The 25,331-nt window shown below is 69.1% G+C and carries 24 protein-coding genes; 15 read left to right on the top strand and 9 right to left on the bottom strand.

Annotation, left to right across the window (positions count from 1 at the left end; all coding sequences use genetic code 11):
• Nucleotide 1: 1 nt before the first annotated feature.
• The 9 genes from map (at nucleotide 2) to BGO46_RS10660 (ending at nucleotide 7,120) form a co-directional block, all read left to right on the top strand.
• Complete coding sequence (map, locus tag BGO46_RS10700; RefSeq protein ID WP_292678474.1) at nucleotides 2-844, top strand: type I methionyl aminopeptidase; 843 nt, start codon at nucleotides 2-4, stop codon at nucleotides 842-844.
• A 354-nt stretch (nucleotides 845-1,198) separates the two neighbouring features.
• The gene (locus tag BGO46_RS10695; protein ID WP_292678472.1) at nucleotides 1,199-1,879 is read left to right on the top strand and encodes a thioredoxin domain-containing protein; all 681 of its coding nucleotides are present in this window, start codon (nucleotides 1,199-1,201) and stop codon (nucleotides 1,877-1,879) included.
• 746 nt (nucleotides 1,880-2,625) lie between these two features.
• Entirely contained in the window at nucleotides 2,626-2,847 is a 222-nt protein-coding gene (infA, locus tag BGO46_RS10690; RefSeq protein ID WP_005050493.1) for a translation initiation factor IF-1, read from the top strand.
• Between the two features lie 72 nt (nucleotides 2,848-2,919).
• Complete coding sequence (rpmJ, locus tag BGO46_RS10685) at nucleotides 2,920-3,036, top strand: 50S ribosomal protein L36 (protein ID WP_005050492.1); 117 nt, start codon at nucleotides 2,920-2,922, stop codon at nucleotides 3,034-3,036.
• Nucleotides 3,037-3,180: 144 nt separating this feature from the next.
• Nucleotides 3,181-3,555: a 30S ribosomal protein S13 gene (gene rpsM, locus BGO46_RS10680; RefSeq protein WP_193596792.1), complete on the top strand. Its 375-nt coding sequence runs from the start codon at nucleotides 3,181-3,183 to the stop codon at nucleotides 3,553-3,555.
• Nucleotides 3,556-3,589: 34 nt separating this feature from the next.
• On the top strand, nucleotides 3,590-3,988 hold the full coding sequence (gene rpsK, locus BGO46_RS10675; protein ID WP_292678471.1) for a 30S ribosomal protein S11: 399 nt from the start codon (nucleotides 3,590-3,592) through the stop codon (nucleotides 3,986-3,988).
• A 116-nt stretch (nucleotides 3,989-4,104) separates the two neighbouring features.
• On the top strand, nucleotides 4,105-5,094 hold the full coding sequence (locus BGO46_RS10670) for a DNA-directed RNA polymerase subunit alpha (RefSeq protein WP_292678469.1): 990 nt from the start codon (nucleotides 4,105-4,107) through the stop codon (nucleotides 5,092-5,094).
• Between the two features lie 42 nt (nucleotides 5,095-5,136).
• Nucleotides 5,137-5,682 (top strand): 50S ribosomal protein L17, encoded by a 546-nt coding sequence (gene rplQ, locus BGO46_RS10665; RefSeq protein ID WP_292678467.1) that lies wholly within the window; start codon nucleotides 5,137-5,139, stop codon nucleotides 5,680-5,682.
• Between the two features lie 307 nt (nucleotides 5,683-5,989).
• Nucleotides 5,990-7,120, top strand: a complete 1,131-nt coding sequence (locus BGO46_RS10660; protein WP_292678464.1) for a GNAT family N-acetyltransferase — start codon at nucleotides 5,990-5,992, stop codon at nucleotides 7,118-7,120.
• A 6-nt stretch (nucleotides 7,121-7,126) separates the two neighbouring features.
• On the opposite strand, the gene BGO46_RS10655 is transcribed toward BGO46_RS10660, so the two are convergent.
• The gene (locus BGO46_RS10655) at nucleotides 7,127-9,271 is read right to left on the bottom strand and encodes an acyltransferase family protein (protein ID WP_292678461.1); all 2,145 of its coding nucleotides are present in this window, start codon (nucleotides 9,269-9,271) and stop codon (nucleotides 7,127-7,129) included.
• A gap of 94 nt (nucleotides 9,272-9,365) precedes the next feature.
• Here BGO46_RS10655 and BGO46_RS10650 point away from each other — a divergent pair, with 94 nt between their 5' ends.
• The 3 genes from BGO46_RS10650 (at nucleotide 9,366) to BGO46_RS10640 (ending at nucleotide 11,996) form a co-directional block, all read left to right on the top strand.
• Nucleotides 9,366-10,382, top strand: coding sequence for a PfkB family carbohydrate kinase (locus BGO46_RS10650; RefSeq protein WP_292678459.1), 1,017 nt, complete (start codon nucleotides 9,366-9,368; stop codon nucleotides 10,380-10,382).
• Between the two features lie 30 nt (nucleotides 10,383-10,412).
• Complete coding sequence (truA, locus tag BGO46_RS10645) at nucleotides 10,413-11,246, top strand: tRNA pseudouridine(38-40) synthase TruA (protein ID WP_292678457.1); 834 nt, start codon at nucleotides 10,413-10,415, stop codon at nucleotides 11,244-11,246.
• Between the two features lie 66 nt (nucleotides 11,247-11,312).
• Nucleotides 11,313-11,996 carry an endonuclease/exonuclease/phosphatase family protein gene (locus BGO46_RS10640; RefSeq protein ID WP_292678455.1) on the top strand — a complete coding sequence of 228 codons (684 nt, stop codon included), beginning with the start codon at nucleotides 11,313-11,315 and terminating at the stop codon, nucleotides 11,994-11,996.
• A gap of 366 nt (nucleotides 11,997-12,362) precedes the next feature.
• Here BGO46_RS10640 and BGO46_RS10635 read toward each other — a convergent pair whose 3' ends face one another.
• Both BGO46_RS10635 and BGO46_RS10630 read right to left on the bottom strand, forming a co-directional pair.
• Entirely contained in the window at nucleotides 12,363-13,022 is a 660-nt protein-coding gene (locus tag BGO46_RS10635; RefSeq protein WP_292678453.1) for a peptidase M23, read from the bottom strand.
• A gap of 846 nt (nucleotides 13,023-13,868) precedes the next feature.
• Complete coding sequence (locus tag BGO46_RS10630) at nucleotides 13,869-14,417, bottom strand: LPXTG cell wall anchor domain-containing protein (protein WP_292678451.1); 549 nt, start codon at nucleotides 14,415-14,417, stop codon at nucleotides 13,869-13,871.
• Between the two features lie 287 nt (nucleotides 14,418-14,704).
• Here BGO46_RS10630 and BGO46_RS10625 point away from each other — a divergent pair, with 287 nt between their 5' ends.
• The 3 genes from BGO46_RS10625 to BGO46_RS10615 all read left to right on the top strand — a co-directional run bounded on the left by BGO46_RS10625 (nucleotide 14,705) and on the right by BGO46_RS10615 (nucleotide 17,881).
• Nucleotides 14,705-15,331, top strand: a complete 627-nt coding sequence (locus BGO46_RS10625; RefSeq protein WP_292678450.1) for a hypothetical protein — start codon at nucleotides 14,705-14,707, stop codon at nucleotides 15,329-15,331.
• 256 nt (nucleotides 15,332-15,587) lie between these two features.
• Nucleotides 15,588-16,310: a fructose 1,6-bisphosphatase gene (locus BGO46_RS10620; RefSeq protein WP_292678448.1), complete on the top strand. Its 723-nt coding sequence runs from the start codon at nucleotides 15,588-15,590 to the stop codon at nucleotides 16,308-16,310.
• A 167-nt stretch (nucleotides 16,311-16,477) separates the two neighbouring features.
• The gene (locus BGO46_RS10615; protein ID WP_292678446.1) at nucleotides 16,478-17,881 is read left to right on the top strand and encodes a glycosyltransferase family 2 protein; all 1,404 of its coding nucleotides are present in this window, start codon (nucleotides 16,478-16,480) and stop codon (nucleotides 17,879-17,881) included.
• Between the two features lie 41 nt (nucleotides 17,882-17,922).
• Here the strand turns inward: BGO46_RS10615 and BGO46_RS10610 are convergent, their stop codons facing one another.
• From BGO46_RS10610 to BGO46_RS10585, 6 genes are all read right to left on the bottom strand, one after another.
• On the bottom strand, nucleotides 17,923-18,966 hold the full coding sequence (locus tag BGO46_RS10610; protein WP_292678444.1) for a response regulator: 1,044 nt from the start codon (nucleotides 18,964-18,966) through the stop codon (nucleotides 17,923-17,925).
• 92 nt (nucleotides 18,967-19,058) lie between these two features.
• The gene (locus tag BGO46_RS10605; RefSeq protein ID WP_292678442.1) at nucleotides 19,059-20,066 is read right to left on the bottom strand and encodes a glycoside hydrolase family 6 protein; all 1,008 of its coding nucleotides are present in this window, start codon (nucleotides 20,064-20,066) and stop codon (nucleotides 19,059-19,061) included.
• Between the two features lie 43 nt (nucleotides 20,067-20,109).
• Nucleotides 20,110-20,670, bottom strand: coding sequence for a cell wall protein (locus BGO46_RS10600; RefSeq protein ID WP_292678440.1), 561 nt, complete (start codon nucleotides 20,668-20,670; stop codon nucleotides 20,110-20,112).
• A 27-nt stretch (nucleotides 20,671-20,697) separates the two neighbouring features.
• Nucleotides 20,698-22,521: a DUF4012 domain-containing protein gene (locus tag BGO46_RS10595; protein ID WP_292678437.1), complete on the bottom strand. Its 1,824-nt coding sequence runs from the start codon at nucleotides 22,519-22,521 to the stop codon at nucleotides 20,698-20,700.
• A gap of 10 nt (nucleotides 22,522-22,531) precedes the next feature.
• The gene (locus BGO46_RS10590; RefSeq protein ID WP_292678436.1) at nucleotides 22,532-23,677 is read right to left on the bottom strand and encodes a hypothetical protein; all 1,146 of its coding nucleotides are present in this window, start codon (nucleotides 23,675-23,677) and stop codon (nucleotides 22,532-22,534) included.
• Nucleotides 23,674-25,329, bottom strand: coding sequence for a PAS domain-containing sensor histidine kinase (locus tag BGO46_RS10585; RefSeq protein ID WP_292678434.1), 1,656 nt, complete (start codon nucleotides 25,327-25,329; stop codon nucleotides 23,674-23,676). Before BGO46_RS10585 ends, BGO46_RS10590 begins: the two co-directional genes overlap by 4 nt.
• Nucleotides 25,330-25,331: the final 2 nt, after the last annotated feature.

The raw sequence follows: 25,331 nt of genomic DNA, 5'->3' as shown, positions 1-25,331 counted from the left end.
CGTGGGATTGCGCCGCTCGCTCTACAAGACGCCCGCCCAACTGCGGGCGATGGTCGAGCCCGGGCAGATCACCGCCGCGATGCTCGACGCCGTGCGCGCGCTGGTCGCACCCGGCGTCACGACGGGTGAGCTCGATGCCGCCGCTGCCGCCGTCGTTGCTGAGCGGGGTGCGGAGTCGAACTTCCAGCTCGTGCGCGGGTACCGGCACACGACCTGCATCTCGGTCAACGACCAGGTGGTGCACGGCATCCCGGGCTCGCGTGTGCTCGAGCCCGGCGACATCGTCTCGATCGACGCCGGCGCCCAGTTCAAGGGCTGGAACGGCGACTCGGCGATCACGCTCGTCGTGCCCGGGGGGCCGTCTCCTGTTGCCGCTGCGCGGCAGCGCCTGTCGGAGGTTACCGAGGGGTCGCTGTGGGCCGGGATCGCGGCGCTCGCGTCGGCGGGCCGCGTCGGCGAGATCGGCGACGCGGTGCAGGGCTACATCGAGCGGGCCGCCGATGCGGATGGCGCCGAGTACGGCATCCTGCGCGACTACGTCGGCCACGGCATCGGACGCCGCATGCACGAGGGCCCGACGGTGTTCAACTACCGTGTCGCCGACCTGGGGCCGGCTGTGCGCCCGGGCCTGTGTCTCGCGATCGAGCCGATGGTCACGTCGGGGTCGGATGCGACTTTCGTCGAGGACGACGACTGGACCGTCACGACGGTCGACGGCAGCGACGGCGCGCACTGGGAGCACAGCGTCGCCGTCCACGAGGGCGGCATCTGGGTGCTGACCGCCGCCGACGGCGGAGCCGCGGGGCTCGCCCCGTTCGGGGTTGTGCCGGTGGCTATCGCGTAGCGGGCTCGCGCTCGCCGGCGCTTGCGCCGTGTGGTCCGGCCGCTCGTGTGGACCGGCCGTTTGCTGCCCGCGTCGTGGGTTCGCGCGTGCCTGGGCTTGCGCGCCGGACTTGCGGCCGGCCGGTCAACGCCGCCCCACCGCAACAACTCAGGAACGGCGGTCTCCGCGCCCGCCGCGCGCCGCGGAAATCCGCGGCGCGTGCTTCGCGAGAGCGGCTCGGCTCCTGAGCTATTGCGGCGCGCAAGCCCCGCCAAGCGGCATTGGCACGGCGCACTCACGGGGAACGCATAGGCGCCCATGGGGGAAAATAGACAGGGTGTGCGCGCGGAGCGCGCGGCGATGAGAGAGGCGAGCATGGCACAGGCAGCAGCGGGGAAGCAGAACTGGTTCGCGATCTGGGTGAGCGTGGCGGTCGTCGCCATCGTCGCGCTCGTGATCGCGCTCGTGGTCTGGATGAACAACGCCGCGACCGACCCCGGTACGCCGCCGAGCGGCTCGGGCATCAACCAGGAGACCGGCGCGATCGTCGTCGGCAGCGGCGAGCAGACACTCGACACCTACATCGACTTCATGTGCCCGATCTGCAACCAGTTCGAGACGGCGTACGGCGACGAGATCCTGAGCCTCGTCAACGACGGCACGATCACGCTCAACATCCACCCGATCTCGATCCTCGACCGCTACTCGCAGGGCACAGAGTTCTCGACCCGTGCGGCCAACGCGATGTACTGCGTCGCCGAGGCTGATCCGGATGCCGCGGTGCCGTTCATGCAGGCGATGTACGAGAACCAGCCCGACGAGAACTCGACGGGTCTGACCGACGACGAGATCATCGCGATCGCCGCCGGCGTCGGCGTCACCGGAATCGACACGTGCGTGACAGAGCAGCGGTACGCCAGCTTCGTCACCGCGAAGACGAAAGACACCCCCCTGGCTCCGGGAAGGAGCCAGATCGGGACTCCCACGGTAGCGATCAACGGTGAGACCATTGCCGAGTTCCCCGCCGTTGGTTCTTTCGCTTCACTGTTCGAGTAGTGCGACTCGAACCTCTTGACGGTGACCGATTGCGAGCGTAGCGTCCTCGTTGTCAGACCACACGGGAGGACTGGATAATGCGAAGGAAGTTTGCAGTCGGCATCGTGACCGCGGCGCTTGTACTGGGGATCACCGTGGCAGGTGGTGGCGCGGCTCAAGCGGCGAGCTGCACCATCTCCTACGATCAAGGGGCTGGTGGTGGCGTTGTCAGTTGCTCAGGGTTCCCGATTCAGGCGGAAGTGAATGCATACGTCGTGTGCAATGCGGTGTCCCCATTCCCTTCGTGGACGAAGTACACCGGCTGGCGCTCGGCGGGGAGTTTCGTCGTCTCAAGTGCGACGTGGCCGAGTTGCCCCTGGCCCGCGAGCTATTCGGTCGGCTACGCGACCCGCTAGCCTCGGATCGACACGAGTCGCGTCGATGGGCGGTCGTCGGTGATGACACCGCGACACCAGGAGCACCTGCCGGTCGGTGGGGGCCTCCGGTCTGCGTCGATCGCGCGTTCGCTGATGACCAATCTGGGGGCCGACGACTGCCTTCGGCGCGCTAGAGGGTCCTCGTTCGCGACGCTCTTCAACTGAGCGCGGTGGCGCGCGCCGCGGCGGTTTGCCGGGGCGCGCACTATCACGTACACTAGATCTTTGGTGCCTTGCGCCTTCATTGGCGTGTCGCCGTGAAGGCGAGCAAGAGCACCGAACCCACCACCCATCGCAGACCGACCGGCCTGCACAAGCGTCAGCGAGGCTATGGCTAAGAAAGACGGTGTCATCGAGATCGAGGGCGTCGTGTCGGAGGCTCTGCCCAACGCGATGTTCCGCGTTGAGCTCACCAACGGACACAAGGTCCTGGCCACGATTTCCGGAAAGATGCGGCAGAACTACATCCGCATCATCCCCGAAGACCGCGTCGTCGTGGAGCTCTCGCCCTACGACCTCACGCGTGGTCGCATCGTCTACCGCTACCGCTAGACCGGTCGAGAAGTAACGAGCGGGCGGATGCCTCGGCATCCGCACGACTCGAAGACAGCGCAAGGAAACATCATGAAGGTCAACCCCTCCGTCAAGCCCATCTGCGACCACTGCAAGGTCATCCGTCGCCACGGTCGCGTCATGGTCATCTGCAAGTCGAACCCGCGTCACAAGCAGCGCCAGGGCTGAGTGGATGCCGCGCGAGCGGCACCCCTCGAACACAACTCAATACGCATACAGGCAGATCAGAACCCGCGCGAGCGGGGGACACCCCGGGTGGAGGCCCGGGCACCGATCCTGCTCCACACCTCCACTACTCCTAGGAGAAACCGCATGGCACGTCTTGCCGGCGTTGACATCCCGCGCGACAAGCGCGTGGTGATCGCCCTCACGTACATCTACGGCATCGGCCGTACCCGCTCGGTCGAGATCCTCAAGGCCACCGAGATCGACGAGTCGATCCGCGTCAAGGACCTCACCGACGACCAGCTGGTCGCTCTGCGCGACCACATCGAAGGCAACTACAAGGTGGAGGGTGACCTGCGCCGCGAGGTCGCCGCTGACATCCGCCGCAAGGTCGAGATCGGCTCGTACGAGGGCCTCCGCCACCGCCGCGGCCTGCCCGTGCGCGGCCAGCGCACGAAGACCAACGCGCGTACCCGCAAGGGTCCCAAGCGCACCGTCGCCGGCAAGAAGAAGGCGCGCTAAGCGCGGCCGCCTACAGGTTTAGGAGAACACTCACATGGCACAGGCCAAGACCGCCGCGCGCAAGCCGCGTCGCAAGGAAAAGAAGAACATCGCGCTGGGCCACGCCCACATCAAGTCGACGTTCAACAACACGATCGTCTCGATCACCGACCCGACCGGTGCTGTCATCAGCTGGGCATCGTCGGGTGGCGTGGGCTTCAAGGGCTCGCGCAAGTCGACCCCGTACGCCGCCGGCATGGCCGCCGAGTCGGCTGCCCGCCAAGCCGCCGAGCACGGCGTCAAGAAGGTCGACGTCTTCGTGAAGGGTCCGGGTTCGGGTCGCGAGACCGCGATCCGCTCGCTGCAGGCCGCCGGCCTCGAGGTGGGCTCGATCAACGACGTGACGCCGCAGGCGCACAACGGCTGCCGTCCGCCGAAGCGCCGCCGCGTCTGACTCTTCGCACGGATGCCACGTTCGCGTGGCATCCGTCGCGTCGTTCTTTCAACAACTCAACACCTCTTGAAATCGCACGTGTCATATAGCGGGCACGTGATGGAAAGGAACACATAGTGCTCATTGCACAGCGTCCCACCCTGACCGAGGAGAAGATCGGCGAGTTCCGCAGCCGCTTCGTCATCGAGCCGCTGGAGCCTGGCTTCGGCTACACGATCGGCAACGCGCTGCGTCGCAGCCTGCTCTCCTCGATTCCCGGTGCCGCGGTCACCAGCATCCGCATCGACGGCGTGCTGCACGAGTTCAGCACCATCCCCGGTGTGAAGGAGGATGTCACCGAGATCATCCTCAACATCAAGCAGCTTGTGGTCTCGTCCGAGCGCGACGAGCCCATCACGGCGTACCTGCGCAAGACCGGCGCCGGTGAGGTCACCGCTGCCGACATCTCCGCTCCCGCCGGTGTCGAGGTGCACAACCCCGAGCTCGTCATCGCGACGCTCAACGACTCGGCCCGCTTCGAGCTCGAGCTGACGATCGAGCGTGGCCGTGGCTACGTCTCGGCGACGCAGAACCGCAACGAGTACGCCGAGGCCGGTCAGATCCCGATCGACTCGATCTACTCGCCCGTGCTCAAGGTGTCGTACCGCGTGGATGCCACGCGTGCCGGCGAGCGCACCGACTTCGACAAGCTCGTGCTCGACGTGGAGGCCAAGCCCTCGATCACGCCGCGCGACGCCGTGGCATCCGCCGGTCGTACCCTCACCGAGCTGTTCGGTCTCGCCCGTGAGCTGAACGTCGAGGCCGAGGGCATCGAGATCGGCCCCGCGCCGGTCGCCGAGGTGCTCACCAACGAGCTGTCGATGCCGATCGAGGACCTCGACCTGTCGGTTCGTTCGTACAACTGCCTCAAGCGCGAGGGCATCAACACGGTGTCGGAGCTCGTCGCCCTGTCGGAGACGCAGCTCATGAACATCCGCAACTTCGGTCAGAAGTCGGTCGACGAGGTGCGCGACAAGCTCATCTCGCTCGGTCTGTCGCTGAAGGACTCGGTGCCCGGGTTCGACGGCGCTCACTTCTACGGCGGCTACGACGACGAGACCGTCTGAGTCCCGGCCACCTGCTGACATCTTTCACCTGGAGTAACTGATATGCCCAAGCCCACCAAGGGTCCCCGCCTCGGAGGCGGCCCCGCCCACGAGCGCCTGCTGCTTGCGAACCTCGCCGCGGCGCTGTTCACCCACCGCTCGATCACGACGACCGAGACCAAGGCCAAGCGCCTGCGTCCGCTCGCCGAGCGCCTGATCACGAAGGCGAAGCGCGGCGACCTGCACGCGCGTCGCAGCGTGCTCTCGGTCATCGGTGACAAGGAAGTCGTGCACGTGCTGTTCGCCGAGATCGCTCCGCTCGTCGCGGACCGTGAGGGCGGCTACACGCGCATCACCAAGGTCGGCAACCGCAAGGGCGACAACGCCCCCATGGCTGTCATCGAGCTCGTGCTCGAGCCGGTGAACCCGAAGCCGAAGTCGGCGAAGAAGGCCGCCGCCGCTGCGTCCGTCGAGGAGGCGCCTGCTGCTGACGAGGCCGCTGCTGAAGAGGCCGTAGAGGCTGAGGTCGTCGAGGCTGCGGAGGAGGCTCCCGTCGAGGAGGCCGCCGCTGCTGAGGCCGCTGAGGTCGTCGAGGAGAAGGCCGAGTAAGGCCCTCCCGCACTCGTCAAGAGGCCCGCACCCTTCGGGGTGCGGGCCTCTTGCCGTTGTGTGGACCGACTGTCGGTCGTTGAGCGAGGGAGCGAAGCGACCGAGACGAAACGTCGCAATCTCGCCGAGACGACTCACGACGTTTCGTCTCGCTGCGCTCGCTCAACGACCGGGTGGGGTGGGCGTTTCGTCTCGCTGCGCTCGCGGGGCGGCCGGGTGGGGTGGGCCGACCCCGGCCGTTGAGCGAGGCCCGCAGGGCCGAGACGAAACGTGGTGACCCGCACACCGACGCGAGTAGGGTGACCTGGTGAGCGAGAAGAGCCTGGTCCAGCGGTTGGCCGAACTGCGGGCGGATGCCCCGGTGAGCCTGCCCTCGCATCCGGATGTCGCCGTGTGGCGGGCGCCGACGGAGGCCGACATCGACGCGATCCACGCCGTCGCCGTCGCGGCCGACACCGTCGACCACCCGACGTGGACCACTCCGCGCGAAGAGATCGCCGACACGTTCGATCTGCCGCACATCGACCACGCCCGCGATTCGCTCGTGGCGCTGGATGCCTCGGGCACCATCATCGCCTTCGGTTCGTCCTTCCTGCACCCGGCCCGCGCGGGCGCGCTCACAGCGCACCTCGGCGGAGCCGTCCACCCGCAGTGGCGGAGGCGCGGCATCGGCACCGTGCTGCTGCGTTGGCAGCGCGCCCGCGGACTCGAGCAGCTCGCGCAGGCCGCCGCCGAGATCGAAGCCGCCGAAACCGACGCCGCAGTCGCAACCAGCGCAGCCGCCGACGAACCCGCAGCCAGCGACGAAGCCAACCCCACCACCCCCACCCCCCGGACGGCCGACCTCAAGCTGTACGGCGAAGAGAGCCAGCCCGATCAGCAGCGGCTCGCCGAGCGCGCCGGGTTCACGGCCGAGCGCTGGTTCACGTCGATGGAGCGCGACATGTCCGCGCCGCTGCCCACCCCGCCCGCGCCCGAGGGCATCACGATCGTCGCATACACGCACGAACGCGACGACGATGCGCGCCTGGCGCGCAACGACGCGTTCCGCGACCACTGGGGCAGCCTTCCGTCGCAGCCGGAGTCGTGGGCCAAGTTCGTCGGCGGGCCGTTCTTCCGCGCCGACCTGTCGCGGCTCGCGCTGGACGCCGAAGGCGCCATCGTCGGCTTCTGCCTGGCATCCGTCAACGAAGACGACTGGCAGACCCTCGGCGCGACCAATTCGTACATCGACCTGATCGGCGTCGTGCGCGCGCACCGGCGCCGCGGCGTCGCCCCGTTCGTCATCGCCGCGACGCTCGCCGCGATCGGCGAGGCCGGACTCGAGCGCGCCGTGCTCGACGTCGATACCGCGAGTCCCACGGGCGCGAACTCGCTCTACGAGGGGCTCGGCTTCGTCGCGACCGAGCGATCGGTCGCGCTCGTCACGCGCATCTGAACGGGCTCAGGGCTGCGGTTCGAACGTGCGCGTCGCCGCCCAGCGGATCAGCTCGACCTCGTACCGCACCTGCGCGTGCTGGTTCTCGACGCCGTTGACGGCGTCGGCGACGGTGTCGGCATAGACCTGCCCGCCGGTCGGTCCGGGGTGGATCTGGTCGCCCGCCAGATAGTCGAGGTGCGGCGCGATCGCGTGCGACCAGTCGGCGACGACGACGCGTGGATGCGACGCGGTGAAGGATGCCAGTTCGGCATTCACCCCGTCGATCCAGTTGCGCGGCGCGAAAGCGGTGACGAGCACGAGCGTACGGTCGGGGCCGATCGCGTCGTACACCTGCTGCAGTTCGTCCGCGCCGACCGGCCCGTTCGTGCCGAGTCCCACGACGACGTAGTCGCGCAGGGCGCCCGTCGCTGCGAGTGACGCGACGATGTCGGTGCCGGCCCACATCGACCGCGAGACGGCGGCATCGATCTGGATGCCCGGGAGTTCGTCGAGCAGCCCGCCCGCCGACGCGAGCATGACGGAGTCGCCGACCGCCGAGATCCGGTCGCCCGGGACGGCCAGTTCGGCGGGCGGAAGTGGGCGCCCGCCTGGGCCGGTGCAGGGGTCGGCGTCCGCGGCGGGCGGTGTGCTCAACGCATCGGCGCCGGCGGGGGCTGAAGCGTGCGCCTCGCTCGTGGGGGCGGCGGCGTGCGCCCCGGCGGCGTGGGTCGCGCACGCGGCGGCGGCAGGGGCATCCGACTCTGCGGCGGAGTGCTCGGCCGGGGCATTCGTCGACCCGGGGGTGGGCGCAGCCGCGGCATCCGCGTCGCCCGTACCGGTCGTCTCAGAGGCCGGCGCCGCCGACGCCTTCGCCAACGCGTCCATCCCCGCCTGCACGACGGCCTCACTCGAGCTGAGCGGGGGAGCGGCGGCGACAGCGGCGGAGGTTCCGCCGAGGGCGAGAGCTGCGGCGACGACGGTCGCGATCGCGCCGAAGCGGCGGCCGGGGTTGCCCGAGAGGCGCTGACCGAAGGCGCGGAGGGCGCCGCGGAATCCGAGGCGGCGCACGGGCTGCTCGAGGAACCGGTACGACAGCGCCGAGGCGACGACGGTGATCAGCGCGGCGAGAATCCCGACCGGGACGGGGATCGCCGCGTCGACGAACGAGCCCGTCGTCGCGACCGTCAGCAACACGACGATTGGCCAGTGCCACAGGTAGATCCCGTACGAACGCTCGCCGATCCAGCGCAGCGGCTGCACGTCGAGCGCGCGCCCGAAACGCGAGCTCGCGCCGACAGCCAGCGCGATCACGACGGCGGTCAGGACGGATGCCGCGAGCGGAATGTACGGATACAGGGATGCCCCGCCGGGCCACGCCGCGACGGCAATGAGCGCCGCGAGGGCCACCCAGCCGGCGACGCCGGCGACGATGGGGCGAGGCCCGGGCATCCGGTCGCCTGTCATTCGCGCGGCGAGCAACAGTGCCAGGGCGACGCCGATCAGCAGGCCGAACGCGTGGCTGTCGGTGCCGTAGTAGGCGCGGGTGAGCGCGCCGCCGGAGGCGCCCGACGCGCCGCTCGCGCTTGCCGCGCTCGTCACGCTCGTCACCAGGGCGACGGCCCAGAGCGCCGACGCGGCCGCGAGGGCCAGGGCGACCGTGAGCCGCAACCAGCGTCGGCGGACGACCAGCAGCACCGGCAGCAGCAGCGGCCACAGGACGTAGAACTGCTCTTCGACGGCGAGTGACCAGAGGTTGCGGAACAGTTCGGGCTCGGCTCCGCTGAAGTACGAGGCGCCGTCGGCGATGGCGACCCAGTTGTACGAGAAGGTCGCCGCCCCCAGCACCTGCCGGCCGAGGTCGACGAGCACGTCGCCGCCGACGAGCCACGCCGCGCTCGAGCTGACGGTGACGACGAGCGCGAGGGCGGGCAACAGGCGGCGGGCGCGGCGCGTCCAGAAGGCGCGCAGCGCGATGCGGCCGGATGCCGCGCGCTCGCGCAGCAGCAACGACGTGATGAGGAAGCCCGAGATGACGAAGAAGACGTCGACGCCGACGAATCCGGAGTGCAGGAACCACGCCGGGAAGAGGTGGTAGACGACCACCAGCAGGACGGCCACCGCACGAAGGCCGTCGAGCCCGGCGTAGCGGGGCGCGGCGGGAGAGGTCATGGCGAAGGCGGTGTATCTGGGTCGGGAACGGCCAAGTTTACGTGACGTGCCTGGGAGACACGCGGCGTGCGCCGCGATCGGGTAGGACTGAAGCATGGACATCGACGTGCTGGTCATCGGCGAGGCTCTGATCGACATCGTGGAGGGCTCCGACGGTGACCGCGAGCTCGTCGGCGGTAGTCCAGCGAACGTCGCGGTGGGCGTTGCGCGGCAGCGTCACGCGGTGCAGCTGCTGACCCGGCTCGGCCGCGACGAGCGCGGCTTCCGCATCGCCGACGAGCTCGCCGCATCGCTCGTGCGGATCGTTCCCGAGTCGTGGACGGATGCCCCGACCTCCACCGCCCGCGCGCGTCTGCGCTCCGACGGATCGGCCGAGTATGAGTTCGCGATCGCGTGGGGGGCGCCGGTGGTTGCGCTCGGCGAGGCCGGGGTGGCGGCTACTGCGGGGGCTGGTGCGGGGGCTGTGGGAGTGGCGGGTGTGGGGGATGCGGGCGTGGCGTCGGGCGCCGGGACGGCCGCCGGCTCGGGGTCGCTCGCCATCGGCCCCGTGCGTGCCGTGCACACAGGGTCGATCGCGCTGTTCCTCGAGCCCGGCGGCACGGCCGTGCTCGACACGCTGCGGGGCGCGGCCGGGCGGGTGCTCGTGAGTGTGGATCCCAACATCCGCCCCGCGCTCGTTGGCGACCACGCGACCGCGGTCGCGAGGTTCGCGGATGCCGCGGCATCCGCTGATCTGGTCAAGCTGAGCGACGAGGATGCCGCGTGGCTGTATCCGGGTCTGGGCGCGGCGGAGGTGCTCGAGCGGATCGCGGGGTACGGCCCGCGGCTGGCTGTCATGACGCGGGGCGCCGACGGTGCGGTCGGGCTCGGGCCCGGCGGGATCGTCGAGGTCGCGCCGCACGTCGTGACCGTGGCTGACACGATCGGCGCGGGTGACGCGTACATGGCGAGTCTGATCTCGAGCGCGCTGGACGAGCCCGCCGTGTTCACCGATGGGGATGCCTTCGCGGCGGCGCTGCATCGGGCCGCCGTCATGGCAGGCATCACGGTGTCGCGCGCCGGCGCCAACCCGCCGACCCGCGCCGAGCTCGCGGCGCTCGGGCTGCCGTAAGGCGGCGGGCGGCGCGGCTAGGCTGGCGGGGTGCGGTTGCGCCTTGATCTCGCCTATGACGGAACCGACTTCCGCGGATGGGCGCGGCAGCCGGGCTTGCGCACCGTGCAGGGCACACTCGAGGGTGCGATCACGCGGATCCTCGGCGGTGAGCCGCAGCTGGTCGTCGCCGGGCGCACGGATGCCGGCGTGCACGCCGCGGGCCAGGTCGCGCACCTCGACCTGAGCGACGCGCAGCGCGCGCGGCTCGAGAAGGGGCGCAACCCCGCGCCCGAGGCGCTTGCCGCGCGAATTACCGGCGTGCTCGGCCAGTATCCCGACGTGGCCGTGCATCGCAGCGCGGAAGCGCCGGAGGGTTTCGACGCGCGCTTCTCGGCCGTCTGGCGGCGCTACGAGTACCGCATCGCCGATGTCGAGACCGTCTACGACCCGCTCGAGCGCGGGCGGACGACGACCGTGAAGGCGCGGCTCGACGTCGCCGCGATGGACGAGGCCGCCCGCTCGCTGATCGGCCTGCACGACTTCGCGGCGTACTGCAAGTGGCGCGAGGGCGCGACGACGATCCGCACGCTGCTCGAGTTCGGCTGGCGCCGCGACGAGCAGGGCATTCTCGTCGCGAATGTGAAGGCGGATGCCTTCTGCCACAGCATGGTGCGCGCCCTCGTCGGCGCGTGCGCCGCGGTGGGCGAGGGCAAGCTCGAGCCTGAGGACGTCGCGGAGATCCGCGACGAGGGCGTGCGCACGAGTGAGACGAAAGTGCTCGCGGCGCGCGGACTCACGCTCACCGAAGTGGGATACCCGGCCGACGACCTGCTCGCCGCGCGCGCCGACCAGACCCGCGCGCGCCGCGCGCTCGACGACTGAACACAGTGCGCAATCCCCGCAACACCACAGCCGATCCGTTGGGTGCGGGCCTAGGCTGAAAACACGATGAAGCTGATCTCGTACAACCTCAACAAGCACAAGGCAGCGGGTGAGCTCGACGCCCTCGTCGAGACGACCGGGGCCGACATCCTGTGCCTGCAAGAGGCTGTCTCGAGTGACCTCCCGGCCGAGATCTCGGGGCTTCACCTGGCGGATGCCACGTCGCGCAACCGCCTCGGACTCGCGGTCTACTACCGGCGCAACACCTTCACGGCGCTCGAGTACCGCACGCTGTCGCTGAAGAAGTCGCTGCACGATCTGGTGCTCAAGCCCGCCGAAGAGCGCACTCTTGCCGTCCGGTTGCGCGACATCGACAACAACCGCGAGTTCATCGTCGCGAGCTTCCACGCAGCACCGCTGACGGCGCTCAACTCACTGCGTCGCCACCAGATCAACGCGGCGCTGGCCGAACTGTCCGGCCTCGGCGAGAACCTGCCGATCCTGATGCTCGGCGACTACAACTACCCCGTCTTCAAAGAGAACCTCGGTCAGAAGGTGCGTGAGGCCGGCTTCGAACTGAGCCTGAGCGACGCGCGCACCTACACGCGCTACAAGTTCTTCAAGGGGCATTACGACTTCGCGACGAGCGTCGGGTTCGACATTGACAGCATCACGACGCTGCCGCAGGGCCGGAGCGACCACCTGCCGATCCTCGTGACGGCGGCGCCGAAGATCGTCCGCGCCGCCTGACGACCAGCGCCGCCGAACGACCCGCGCCGCCGAGCCACCCGCGCCGCCGAAGGACCAGCGCCGCCGAACGACCAGCGCCGCCTGAGGACCCGCGCCGCCGAAGGACCAGCGCCGCCGAACGACCAGCGCCGCCTGACGACCCGCGCCGCCGAACGACCCGCGCCGCCGAAGGACCAGCGCCGCCGAACGACCCGCGCCACCGAAGGACCAGCGCCGCCGAACGACCAGCGCCGCCGAACGACCAGCGCCGCCTGAGGACCCGCGCCGCCGAACCACCCCCGCCGCCGAACGACCCGCGCCGCCGAACGGCCCGCGCCGCCGAACAACCCGCGCCGCCAAGGGCCCAGCCCGAGAGCGCCCACCTGGTTACGGCTGAAGCCCACTGCCCGACAACTCTTCGACCAGATTGCTGGCGATCGACCAGTACCGGGCGTAGTGGTCGGGGTCGCGGTTGATCTGCGTGCGGTGGGCGACGAGCGTCGGCTCGACCTGGTCGCGGTTGGGCACGCGGGCGAGCATCGCGCGGTAGAAGAGGGTCGCGGCGGTATAGGGGTCGAGGCGCTGCTCGCGCGTGCCCCAGGAATCCTGCTGCTGGAACAGTCCGATCGACGTCGTGCGCGTGCCGTCGGGATTGGTGACGCCGCTGGTCTCCCAGTCACCGTAGTCGATGTTGCGTAGCGACGATTCACCGAGCGCGGCCATGACGGCGATCGTCTGGTCGCGCGTCGAGAGTCCGAGATCGGCGCCTGCGGCGACGATGGTGACGGCATTGTCGCGCTGCTCCTGATCGAGGAGCTGCGCGGGTGCCTGCGCCGCGGGCGGATCGTCGGCCGGTGCGAGCGCGCTCGGTGCGACCAATGCGGGGGTCGAGACGACGAGGAAGGCGCCGCCGACGACAAGCGCGGCCACTATCAGCGGAACGGCGATGACCGTCGCGGCGATGCGGGCCCTTTTGCGCCGCGCACGGGCACGGCGACGAGTGGATGCCGGGTGCGCGCGCCGCGCGGGCTTCTTGCGCAGGGTCACGCCCGAACCGCCGGAGCTGGTCGTCCGGGAGGCGCCACCGGCCGCCCGGGAAGTGCCGGACTCACCGGCAGCCCGCGAACCGCCAGTGCCGGCAGTGGCCCGCGAACCGCCAGTGCCGCCAGCGGCCCGCGAACCGCCGGTGCCGCCAGCGGCCCTGGAACCGCCAGTGCCGCCCGTGCCACTGCCCACCCGGGAACCGCCAGTGCCGCCAGCGGCCCGAGAAGTTCCGGCTTCGTTGCGGGCACGGGGGGAGGATGCCGAGCGTGCCATAGGGAGCATTCTGACACGCGCCGCTGGCGCGCGGCTGTGCTCGATGCATTCCGCTGCGCCGGCGTCGAGCGTGGCCCCAGCTGGTGGCCGGTGCGGTGCGCCAGCGTACGACTGCCGGAGCGGACCGGAGTGGGCGGAGGTGTGCTGAAGTACTGCTCGGTGGTGCAGGAGTGCCCTCGCAACGTGTGCGAAGGATGCACCAGCCCCACTGAGCAGGACTTCCGCACGCGAGCGCCCCGCTCCTACCCACCCGCGGCCGACCAAAACCACCCGCCCCGGCCGACCAAAGCCACCCGCCCCGGCCGACCAAAGCCACCCGCCCCGGGCGCCCCGGCCGACCAAAGCCACCTGCCCCGGCCGACCAAAGCCACCTGCCCCGGCCGCCCAAAGCCACCCGCCCCGGCCGCCCCGGCCGCCCAAAGCCACCCGCGGCCGATCAAAGCCACCCGCGGCCGGCCGCCCAAAGCCACCCGCCCCGCTCCTACCCACCCGGGCGCACCAACCCAACAGCGACCCCTCACAAACGCAAGTGAGGCGCACCCCGTAGGGTGCGCCTCACTTGGCGAGAGTGGTTACTCAGGCAGCGGCGTGCTGACGGTTGCGGCGAACCGTCGTGCCGACGGCGATCGTGGCGCCGGCGAGCAGCAGAGCGCCACCACCGAGCCAGATGCCGACCAGCGAGTCGCTGTCGCCGCCGGTGCTCGGCAGCGTCGAGCCACCGGCCGCCGTGCCGACGCTGATGGTCTGCGTGGTCGTGCCACTCGTGGCACCCGTTGCGCTCAGCGTGTAGCTGCCCGTCGCGTTGCTCGGCAGCGTCACGGAGACGCTGACTGCACCCGCGGCACTGGCCGTCTTGGTGACCGGTGCCGAGGTCGACACCGCGAACTTCACGAACGCGAGCGATGCGCCAGCGCCGTTCTCACCGGTCAGGGTGAACGACACGGACTCGCTAGGAGCGAAGTTTGCGAACGCGACGGAGACCGTGCCGCCCGGAGCGATCGTGACGGCCGTGTTGCTCACGGGGGACGGGGTGTAGCCAGCGGCGTTCGCTACGGCGGGGGCGGCGAACACCGCGGCCGTGGCGATCGCCACAGCGGCGATTGCCTTGGAGATACGGTGCTTCATGATTTCCTGCTTTCGTTGCGCCTTGTTCTGGTTGTGAAGGCGAACCCCCCAACCCCCGACGCGACAAAGGACAGTCTGAACGCCGTTGGGGGGATCGTCCTTCCTGAAAGGACACTTAGAGTATTTCGGACATGCACGCCAAGATGCAACTCGAGGCGGTTTCGTGTATGTAAACAAACTTCATCCTTTTGGTGATCGAGACCGGCTGGAATCGCCGCAGCCGTGCCTCACCGGCTGATCGAACACCCCTATGCTTCTGTCAGATTCTGCCCGATTGGAGAGCTCCTGTGCCCAGCGCCGATCGCGCACGCCGCGCCCGTTCCCGGTACGCCCTCGCGTCAGCCGCAGCGCTCCTCGCCGCTCCGCTCCTGACTGGCTGCGGCCCGGCCCCCTGGTCAGCCGCCGGGACGGCGAGCCCCGTCGCGACCGCGATTGCGACGCCCGTCGCCAACGACCTTTCCGGCGGAGCAACCGAGCGCGAGGTGGTCGCAGGCGCCGTATCGGCGACGATCTCGTACTGGTCGACGCTGCGCATGGACCGGTGGACGGCGGATGCCGTCAAGCCGATCAGCCTGTCGATGGTGACCACGGTCACGCCCAACGACGGGCAGAAGGTGTATCTGCAGAAGGCGTCGATGACGGCCGTGCCGGCCAACTCGTCGCAGACCTTCGAGGCGCTGTCTGCGCAAGTGGATGAGGCGACTGTGACCCCCGGCTACCTGGTGCTCTCGCCCTACAGCTACTCGCAGACGTTCAACGTCGGTGCGGTGCCGGCCGAAGCAACCTACGTCACGCTGCAATTCCAGTACGACTACCTCGTGCAGACGACGCCGACCTCGAGCGAGTTCGCGAAGCAGACCGCGACTGACACCCTCACGGTCGCGATCACGCAAACCTCCACCGACGCCGGCTGACCCGCCCGGCACGCGGCCCCACCCGGCCCGCGGACCCGCCCGGCACGCGGCCCCACCCGGCACGCGGCCCCGTCCGGAAAGCGCCCCGCCCGGCCCGCGGCCCCGCCCGGCACGCGGCCCCGCCCGGACCCGGGCAGCGCGCAGAACCTCAACGTCGGGTCAAGATATCGCGCAGATATCCACAAGCCGGGCGGATGCCTGAGGGGCCGGCCCTATCGTGGAGGCACCCCCTTTCGTGTTCATTCAGAGGCCATTCATGCGATCTTCTCTCCGCCGCGTGCGTCTGCTCGCGGCCACCGGCGCGCTCGTGCTCGCGACATCCGTTTCGCTGACCGGCTGCGCCCAGGTCGTCGATGCCTTCAACAATCTGCAGAACGACACGGTCGCCACCCCGGCGCCGAACCCGACAGCGAGCACTGTCGAGATGGCGTACGACTCGCAGTTCACCTACGACGGCTCGGTGTCGCTGTCGTACGAGGTCGCGGAAGACCTCGAGGTGCGCGTCGATGTGTGGGCCGCCGATCCGAAGCGCACGAGCGAATGGACTCCCGATGCCGAGAAGACGTTCGGCTTCGCCGTCAACGTTTACGACCACCGGGTCGACGAGAAGGCGGTGCTGACACAGAAGCGTCGCGTCTATCTGTCGCTCGTGAGTATCACGTCGCAGCTGTCGCAAAGCGGGCTCGTCCAGAACCAGTTGCAGTCTCCGTTCCAGTTCTCGGCCGATCCGCGCACGCTGGTTCCGACCGATACGTTGCGCTCTGACCGGGGGCTGCTGCTGAACAGCTTCCAAGGTGGACTGCTCGTGCCCGAGACGACCATCCACCAGCTTCCGGCCGACACCTATGGCATCACGCTGCAGTTTGCGTTGCAGGTGTGGGTCGAGGGCGCCGCTGATGATGATTCGAGCTTCAGCCAGCAGACCGTCTATCAGGTGCTGCCCATCGCGATCTTTTCTCCGGACGCCGCCACTCAATAGAGTGCGAGTGAGAGAGAAACAGGGAAGCTATCGTGTCACTGCCGTACGAACAGGGTCGTCCCGCACCCGCGCAGCCGCTGATCTCGCGCGACCGGAGCGCAGGGTTGGGGCCTGTGGATGAGCGGCACACAGTGGATGCGTACGAGGCGGCTCATTCAGAGCTCCACTTGAGCTCACACTTCGACAGCGACGAGTTCGCCGCGGTGCTCGAGAACGCGACGGTGCACCGCTCCACGATCGGATGCATCATCCCCGCGTACAACGAGGAGGAGTCGATCGGCGACGTGCTGACGTCGCTGTTGGCCCAGACGCGCGTCCCCGACGTCATCCATGTCGTGGTGAACAACTCCAGTGACGGCACGGTGCGCATCGCGTCGCAGTTCGCGGGGCCGCACGAGATCACGACGGAGCTCGGCGAGCAGTTCACCGAGGTGTTCGTGCACGACATCGGCAAGAACCCCGACAAGAAGGTCGGTGCGCTCAACTACGGCTACGCGCTGGTCGAAGGCTACGACTATCTGCTGGGCGTCGACGGCGACACGACCGCCGACCGCCGCGCCGTGGAGTACCTCGAGGCGGAGGCGGTGGGGGATTCCCGCATCGGCGGCATCTCGGCGATCTATACGATCGATGACCGGCCGATTCAGGGCCTGGTCGCGAAATTCCTGATCGCCGGCCAACGCACCCAGTTCGCCGCGTTCAACATGCAGAACCTGCTGCGTGGGCGCAACATGGCGGTGCTCGGCGGGCAATTCTCGATCTTCTCGACGACGGCGCTGCGCGATGTGATGAAGGCCAATCACCAGAGTTCGCCGTGGGTCAAAGACAGCGAGGTTGAAGACTCGCTGCTGTCGTTGCAGATCAAGAGCGCGGGCTACCTCACCAAGATCTCGCCGTACGCGCGCGCCGACGTCGGCGGCATGACGACGCTCAAAGGCTACGACGCCCAGCAGGTCAAGTGGACGTATGGCGCAATCGAGCTCATGTGGCCGGGTCAGCGCGGCGACACGAAGGGGCAGCCGTTCCACCCCAATCTGCGTCTGCGCTGGTTCGAGCAGCTGTCGATGCTGACGAACCTGTTCGTGCGTGTCGCCTTCATCACGCTGCTGGTGGCGTCGCTGTCGATCGATGCGTTCGTGTTCTCTGCGTGGTGGCTGATTCCGCCGGTCGTCGCGACGCTGCTGAACCTGCGCATCGCCCGATCGATGCAGAACTGCAACGGGCGCGACCTCGCCTTTGCCGGACTGATCTTTCCCGCGGAACTTTTCATGTGGATCCGCATCAGTCACTTCTTGCGGTCGTGGACGCGCTTCTTGTCGCGCAAGAAGGTCGACAACTGGGCCATGCAGGCCAAGGCGGAGCGCGGTGGCGGCAGCCTCGGCCACTTCGTTCCGCTGATCATGCTCGCCATCGTCGCTGTCGGCGTCGCGGTGGGGTGGCAGCTGCTGAGCCCCGTGACGCAGTCGGCGATCCTGTGGGTCGGCTGGCCTGTCGTCGGCGTGGTCACGGTCACGCAGACCGTGCTCATGGCGCTCAAGCTCTTCCGGCGCAACCAGGGCTACAAGGTCTGATCGCGCCGCGCCGCGACGGCCGAGACTCTCAGCGCCCCGGCTCAGGCGGCGGTCTCGGAGGTCAGGCGATAGCCGACGCCGCGGACGGTCTCGATGTAGCGCGGGTTGTTGGGGTTGTCGCCGAGCTTGCGGCGCAGGTTGGTCATGTGCGCCTCGATCGCCCGCTTGTCGGCATCGCCGACGAAGTAACTCGTGACGTACGACTCGCCGCGCAGCACGAGCGTCAAATCGGCCTTGCTGCGCACGCGCCGCTTGGACTCCATGAGCGTCGTGAGCAGATCGAACTCGGTGCGGGTCAGCGCGAGGTCGTGACCTCCCACCAGAACGAGCCGCTGCTCGGCGTTGACGGCGAGGTCGCGGTGGTGGGCCCATCCCGGGCCGTCGGTGTTGGGCGGGCCGAGTGGGGCGAGCTCGGAGCCGGGCGTGTCCTGGGGGCCGACGGTCGACGGCACGATGATCGGCGATGTGTAGGTGGCCTCGCTGCTGAACACGGGCGAGGTCGGCTCGGCGTGCAGGTCGTCGGCGACGGGGGCCTGGCCTTGCGGTGTGGCCCACGCCGGAGGCACGGAAGAGGCCGGCGAGGCTTGCGGCGGATAGACCTGCGAGAACTCCTGCACCCGCGTGGCGGCCGGGCGGCTGCCGGGGAACGACGGACCCGAAGACTCCTGGCGCGGCACGGCGTTCGCGAGACTGGCCGCGGTCACGCGGGGGCGACGCAACATGGAGTCGATGCGCGCACGCAGTTCTCGGGGGCGGAACGGCTTGACGATGTAGTCGTCGGCGCCGGCTCCGAGCCCGACGACCAGATCGGCCTCTTCTTCGAGGCCCGTGATCATGATGATGAAGGTGTCGCTCTGGGCGCGGATGCGCCTGGCGGCCTCGAACCCGTCGATGCCGGGCATGTTCACGTCGAGCGTTGTCACGAGCGGCTGATATGAGGCGACGGCGCGCACCCCGTCGATGCCGTTGCCCACCGACACGGTAGAGAAGCCGGCCGCTTCGAGCACCTCGACGATGAGGTGACGGATCTCGGCGTCGTCCTCGATGATGACGGCTGTCTTCGACAGGTCAGAAGGCTCGCTCATGTCTTTGACGCTCCGGGGGAAGGGGGTATCAGTGCCTGTCATGCTACAGGCGGCGGCATGGGGTGACTCGAACGTTGCCGGGCGGATGCCTGTCAGCGGACATCTGTCGTGAGTTCTGCCGCGCCCGCGGGCCACCACACGCCGGCTGCAGGCCCGCCGTTGCATGTGCCATCGCTCTCGCCGGGCGGTTTGATCCACAGGTTCGTGTCGACGACGTCGTCGCTGAGCGTGCCCCCCGCGTCACCGACGCGCTGGCCCGGCGGGTTGCACCAGGTCGAGCCGGCGGATGCCACGCCGTTGCGCGACGTGTCGATGATGGCGTGCGTGCCGCTGAGCAGCGCCGATAGCTTGTGCGCGTAGGCGAACTCGTCGTAGCTGGACTGATAGTTCGAGACGTTGGTTGCGACCCCACGCACGCGGTCGATGACGCCGGTCTGGCGGATCAGATCGGCCATATCGTCGGCGCTGTGCCAGTTGCTGTGCCCACCGTCGATGTAGATCCACGTGTTGGGGGAGGCAAGGTCATCGACGGCGAGCGAGAGCTGCCTCGCCCGTTCGGTGATGTTGCCGCAGTCGGTCGCGAGCGCGATGCTGTCGGGTTCGAGGACGACGATGGCGCGCACGTCGGGGCCGGTCTCGAGCGCTGCCGAGATCTCAGCGATCCACGTGGCGTACTCGTCTTCGGCAAGACCCCCGGCCGAGTGGTTGCCGCAGTCGCGTTCGGGTAGACCGTAGATGACGACCGCGAGTGCGGCGGCCTGCTCGCGCGCTTGCGTGAGCAGTGACGCGACGGTCGTGCCGACCGTGCCGATGGGGTCTTGCTCTGGTGTCAGCCAGTACGCGGTGGGCTGCGCCGCGAGGTATTCGGTCGCGGCGAGGTCCGCGGCATCCATCTGCATCGTCGTCAACGCAAGGCGCGCTTTGGACTGTTCGGGTACGACGATCGTCGTACCGAAGGCCGGCGGCGAGGCGAGGAAGGTGTAGATCCCGCGCGTCGCGAACCAGCCGACAGCAGCGATGACCGCGATGACGACCGCGCTCGCGGCGAGGAGCAACGCAACCAACACCCTGCGCGACACTCGTCGGGGTTTCGTCCTCATCCCTGAACTCTAGCTGCCCACCACGGGCCGCCAGGCCCCAGCTCTAGAGGTCGCGGGCGTCGTTTCGTCGGCGCACCAGCACCGCGACCAGCACGACGACGCCAGCGAGCACGAGGGCGCCGCCGCCGATCCAGATGCCGAGCAGCTGGCCGCTGTCGCCACCGGTCGTGGGCAATCCGTCGGCAGCGACGATCGTCACGCTGGCGATGCCCCCTGCCGAGCCGGACGAGACGGCCGCGATGTTGTAGATGCCCTTCGCATCGGCCGGCAGCGTGATCGACACCGCGGGCAGCGTGCCCGTCGCCGACGAGGTGTAGGTGGCTGACCCGGTGGAGATGGCCATACGCACGAACGCAAACGTCGCGTCAGCGCCGTTCTCGCCGGTCACCGTGATGGTGACCGCTTCATTGGCGGCGAAGGTACCGCTCTGGCACGAAAAGCTGATCGTGTCACCCGCCGAAACAGTCACGTCCGCGACGCCGCAGGCATCGACGGGCGGATACAGGACGGATGCCTGTGCCGCCGTTGCTCCGGCGAACGCCAGTGCGCCCGCCATGATGATCGCGACGATTGTCGCCTTTACCGCCGTGATCCCACGTGTCATTCCGCGCTCCCCCGAGTCGGGATGATCCTAGTCGAGGCCACCGCATTTCGCCGAAACGACGGTGGGGAGGCTGGCGTCGGCGGTCGGTGTGACGAGTGCTTCCGCGTCGGCTGCCGCTGTGGTGGCACGCACGGCGATGGTCATCGTCTGCGTCTCACCCGGCAGCAGGCGCACGCCGAACGTGACGACGTCGTGCCCCGCATCGGTGCCGGTGCCGAATCCGCCCGCGGCGGTCGTTTCGGTGGAGACGAGGTCGTATCCGGTCGGCAGGTAGACCTCGCCGACGACCTGCGTCTCGCCTGCGGGCACCCCGAACCAGCCGTCGGCCGTGATGTAGGCGGGCAATGATGTGGCCGCGTCAGCCGGGGCCGTGCTGGTCAGGCTCAGTGTCAGGGTGAGCGTGCGGTCGGCGACGACTCCGGCTGGCTGACAGGCCTGCCACGTGAGAGTCGCGTCGGGGACGGTGTAGTAGCTCATCTTCGACCCGCCACCGTCGTTGAGGTAGACGCCGAACCGGGCGGTGTCGTTGTCGGTGACGGGCAGTCCGCCGGCGAGTGTCGTCGGGGCGAGCACCGCCTCCTCGTCGGGCACGGCGCTCCACAGCAGCAGGCGGCGCTCGGAGGCGGCTCGGCTCAGCGCGCTGATGAGGTCGCCCGACGACACGCCGCCGGCGGTCAAGTCTTGGAAGACGGCGGCGGCGGCGGCGGCGAAGAAGGCATCTTGATCGGCGGACCGCTCGTAGCGGAAGTAGACGTCGTTCAGCAGCAGCGGAACGGCGTTGTCGGCGCTGAGCTCATCGCCGGTGGGCAACGTGATCGGGCCGGTCGCCTCGAGCAGATACGAGAGCACGACCGGGTCGACCGCGACGACCCCGGTGACATCGACGCCCAGGGTGCGGCGCGCCATCTCGACGGCGATTGGGGCACCCACCGAGAAGTCGGGCACCTGTGTGACGTTCTGGATGAATTGTGCCGGCTTGGTGTCGTAGAGATCGATGAGCTCATCAGACAGCGAGGTGACGGGCTCGTCGTACCGACGGAAGTCCCTGGACGAGAACGTGCCCGTGAGGCTCAGCTGCCCGCCGTCGGCGTGCAGGATGAACCCCGCGCCGACGATGCCGCCGAGCGAACGCCACTCGGCGTTGTTTTGCACGAGCACGAGGTAGTCGCGCGGGCCGTCGGCGCCGAGCATCTTCGGCAGCAGCGTCGCCGTGCGGGCGAGCGCATCGGTGGCCGCTGCCACCTGACTGAATTGGTCGCCGGCGTCTGTGACGGCGCCCGCGACGACGCCGAGGAGGGGAGTGGTGTCGATGTGCTGCACCGAGGCGGCCGCGGCCGCGGCGGCATCTGCCCCCTGGCGGGCCGGTTCGGCGATGGCGGACAGGCCCGACGTGTCGATGCGCCCGTCGACCGGACGCAGAGTGTCGAGGCTGAGGTCACCGGCTGCAGCCGCGATGGGCTGCAGGCCGTCGCCGAGCATTTCGTCGGTCGCGGCGGCGACCGTCGCGAATGCGGAGAGCTGCGGGCCGATCCATGGCAGGCTTTCGCCGAACGCCCAGATCGGGTCGGAGGTGAGCTCGTGCGCGGCGGCAGCGTGCGCGGCGAGCGGCTGCAGACGTGCGAGCGCGGTGGCGGGATCTTCGGCCAGGCTGGCACCGACGCCCGCCGTGCCCGTCTGGACGGCGCGAATGTGGGTGTACGCGCCTGCGGCGCGCACGCCGATCCACACGGCTGCGGCAGCGCCCAGTAGCAGCGCGACGCCGAGCACGATCGCGAACACGCGACCCGCGGTGCGTGCGGCGGGAGGAAGCGGCGACGGACTCACCCGCACGATCTTACGTGGGTGAGGCATCCGACATGTTTCAGGGGTCGAGCGCTGTCGTGTGGCTCAGGCTGGCGCGCTCCCAGCGATCTCCGCCCGCGCGTGCGGCGCCGACGGCGGCGTCGGCGGCGGCAGTGAGAAGGCGATCGAGGTCGTAGCCGACGGTCGTCACCGATGCCCAGCCGATGCTGGCCGACGGGCGCAGGTTGAGTCCCTGGCCTTCCGAGGGGGTGGCGACGCGCTCGAGCAGTTGGCTCATGAGCGGGCGCACCGAGGGTTCGGGTCGGGGGACCAGCGCGATGTAGCGGGTTTCTGAGCGGCGATCGATGTCGACGTCGGCGGGCAGCGCAGCGCGCAGGTCATCGGCGAACCGGGCGACCACGCGGCTGTAGGCCAGGGAACTGGATGCCGCGCGGATCGCACCGGGCTCATCGAGGCGGATGTCGAGCAGCGACCACCAGCGATCGTCGTGCTGCTGCGCACGTTCGAGCCGATCTCGGGCGACAGTGTCGAAGGTGCGTTGCCGTGGACTGTCCGTGGGCTGATGTGCGCCGCGTATCAGCAGGAGAAGGGTCGTGAGAGCCGTGATCATGTACACGGCCACGCCGATGGCCCCGGCGGTCTGCCGCAGCACGATCTCGTCGACCGACAGCGGCGTGCCGCGCATCGCGCGGGTGACGCCATCGATCACCACGAGGGCTGCCAGCGCGACGTAGGAGAGAGAGGCGATCGTCAGGGGCAGAGACTCATCGCTGCGAAACGGCCGCAGCCGCATCAGTTCCCACGCGGTCAGCCCTGCGCCCACGGCCGTGATCGCGAGAGCCAGGTGCAGAAGGGCCGCCTGCCAGGGCTGCCCGGTCGACGCGACCGCCGCGGCGATGGCGACGACGTACACGAGTTCGGTGGGCACGAGGTAGACGCGCGTCGCACCGCGCCAGGCGCGCAGGCCGACCCAGATCAGGGCGCTGCCGGCCATCACGGCGACCGCGCCGGCCATGCGCAGACCGGTCAGGTCAAGCACGCTGCCGGCGAGCCACACGTAGCATCCGGCCATCGACACCGCGAAAGCGGCCGACCAGATCGCCGCGGCGCGCGATGGGTGGGGCAGGAAGCCCAGCGCGATCACGAGGATCGTGGTGAGTGATGCGATCGCGACGAGCGCGATGAGCGCCGGGTTTTCGATCATGGGGCGAGCTCCTCTGCGGATGGCATGTTCTGGGTCGAAGAGCCGTCCTTGCCGTCCACCGGCAGCGTGATGGTGACGGTGGTTCCGCTGGCGAGGGCGCTGCGCAGCGTGATCTCACCGTGGTGCTGCTGCACGATCTCGCGGCTGATTCCCATGCCCAGGCCCGTGCCTGTTGCTCCCGAGTCGATCGCAGTGTCGGCGCGGAAGTAGGGATCGAAGACGCGCTCGACATCGGCGGGCGCCATGCCGATGCCGCTGTCAGCGACGACGAGGGTCACGGTGGCGTCATCTCGACGTCCGGTGACGGTCACCGAGCCGCCGCGAGGGGTGTATTTGATCGCGTTGCTGAGCACGTTGTCGATGACCTGACGCATGCGGAATGCCGTGCCGGTGACCAGCAGATCGGGGGCGATGTCGGTCGTGATCGTCAGAGTGCGCGCTGCCGCCGACGGTGTGAATGCCGCCACTGAATTGCGGGCCAGCTCGCCCAGGTCGAAGGCCTGCTCTGTCGGTTCGGCCGGTCGCGTATCGAGCAGACGGCGGATGAGCGTGAGCATGCGCTCGGCGGCACTTTCGATCACGAGGGCATGCTCGCGCTGACTCTGGGTCAGTTCGCCCTCTTCGACCAGCAGATCGACGTGACCGAGTATCGCTGTGAGCGGGTTGCGCAGTTCGTGCGAGATGGCGCTCGCCGCTGAGCGTGCCGCCGCCTCTGACGCGACGACCGCGCTGTCGTCTTCAAACTCCAACAGGGCCCCGCGCGGGTCGTCGCCGGCGCGGTCGTAGATCGACAGCGAGAGGGCATGCCACTCGCCGTCCGCGTCATACAGCCAGACCCGTTCGCCCTGCACGCGCTCGCCGCGTGCGGCCAGAGCGAGCGAGGTCTGATCAGGGGGCAGAGCATTGCCGCGGTGCCCGTCGTATTCGACGCTGCGGGTCGGGTGGCGCGCATCGCCGTCAACGAGCGCATACAGTCGGCGGAACGCGGCGTTGGATGCGACGATGTGGCCCTCTTCATTGATGCGGGCCAGTGCCAGGCCGATGGTGTCGAACAGCCGGCTCGAGCTGCGTTCTTGAGCCTGCACGCGCTGCAGCGCGCGGTCGAGCTGGCGTGACTGCCGCTGCAGCAGGTGTCGGAAGGCTCGAGTGCGACTCGTGCCGATGGAGATTGTCGCGCCGAGGAATCCGAGTGCGAGCAGCACGATCAAGACGGTGAGGCTCGCCTCGCCGTCGCGCCCCGCCGTGATCCACCCGGGAGCTTGGGAGATGAGCACCACACCGAGGGTCGTGAGCAACGTGAACGTGCCGTAGTACGTGGCGACCCACGCGATCGGCAGCACCCAGAGAAACGCGAAGGGCTGCAGCGCGGCCGCCAACAGCCCGATCGCGACGATGTCGGCCAAAGGCACGGCCAGCACCGCGCGCCTGGACAGCCGCGCCCAGTGCACCGTGATGCTGAGAGCGCCCACCGTGACGATCACGATGAGCCCGGTGAGGAATCGGCCATCGCCGAAGAGCGAGATGTTGAACAAGGCGGCGATCATGCCCATGATCACGACGCAGAACGTCAAGATCAGCTGCCATTGCCACACCGACCGTGTGAGCGTGCCGATGAGCGCGTTATCAGCCCACCTGCTAGCACTTGTGTTCACGA

Source organism: Microbacterium sp. 70-16, assembly GCF_001898315.1.
Classification (GTDB): Bacteria; Actinomycetota; Actinomycetes; order Actinomycetales; family Microbacteriaceae; genus Microbacterium.
Note: the sequence above shows the minus strand (reverse complement) of the source record. Positions and strands in the feature narration are given on the sequence as shown.

What these genes read in the sequence shown, in the direction of transcription:
- rpsK (WP_292678471.1), top strand. Translation starts at nt 3,590, where the DNA reads ATGGCACAGGCCAAGACCGCCGCGCGCAAGCCGCGTCGCAAGGAAAAG.
- BGO46_RS10605 (WP_292678442.1), bottom strand. Translation starts at nt 20,066, where the DNA reads ATGAGGACGAAACCCCGACGAGTGTCGCGCAGGGTGTTGGTTGCGTTG.
- BGO46_RS10590 (WP_292678436.1), bottom strand. Translation starts at nt 23,677, where the DNA reads ATGATCGAAAACCCGGCGCTCATCGCGCTCGTCGCGATCGCATCACTC.
- BGO46_RS10655 (WP_292678461.1), bottom strand. Translation starts at nt 9,271, where the DNA reads ATGACCTCTCCCGCCGCGCCCCGCTACGCCGGGCTCGACGGCCTTCGT.
- rpsM (WP_193596792.1), top strand. Translation starts at nt 3,181, where the DNA reads ATGGCACGTCTTGCCGGCGTTGACATCCCGCGCGACAAGCGCGTGGTG.
- rpmJ (WP_005050492.1), top strand. Translation starts at nt 2,920, where the DNA reads ATGAAGGTCAACCCCTCCGTCAAGCCCATCTGCGACCACTGCAAGGTC.
- BGO46_RS10695 (WP_292678472.1), top strand. Translation starts at nt 1,199, where the DNA reads ATGGCACAGGCAGCAGCGGGGAAGCAGAACTGGTTCGCGATCTGGGTG.
- BGO46_RS10620 (WP_292678448.1), top strand. Translation starts at nt 15,588, where the DNA reads ATGCGATCTTCTCTCCGCCGCGTGCGTCTGCTCGCGGCCACCGGCGCG.
- infA (WP_005050493.1), top strand. Translation starts at nt 2,626, where the DNA reads ATGGCTAAGAAAGACGGTGTCATCGAGATCGAGGGCGTCGTGTCGGAG.
- BGO46_RS10610 (WP_292678444.1), bottom strand. Translation starts at nt 18,966, where the DNA reads ATGAGCGAGCCTTCTGACCTGTCGAAGACAGCCGTCATCATCGAGGAC.
- BGO46_RS10600 (WP_292678440.1), bottom strand. Translation starts at nt 20,670, where the DNA reads ATGACACGTGGGATCACGGCGGTAAAGGCGACAATCGTCGCGATCATC.
- BGO46_RS10630 (WP_292678451.1), bottom strand. Translation starts at nt 14,417, where the DNA reads ATGAAGCACCGTATCTCCAAGGCAATCGCCGCTGTGGCGATCGCCACG.
- BGO46_RS10640 (WP_292678455.1), top strand. Translation starts at nt 11,313, where the DNA reads ATGAAGCTGATCTCGTACAACCTCAACAAGCACAAGGCAGCGGGTGAG.
- rplQ (WP_292678467.1), top strand. Translation starts at nt 5,137, where the DNA reads ATGCCCAAGCCCACCAAGGGTCCCCGCCTCGGAGGCGGCCCCGCCCAC.
- BGO46_RS10650 (WP_292678459.1), top strand. Translation starts at nt 9,366, where the DNA reads ATGGACATCGACGTGCTGGTCATCGGCGAGGCTCTGATCGACATCGTG.
- BGO46_RS10595 (WP_292678437.1), bottom strand. Translation starts at nt 22,521, where the DNA reads ATGCCTCACCCACGTAAGATCGTGCGGGTGAGTCCGTCGCCGCTTCCT.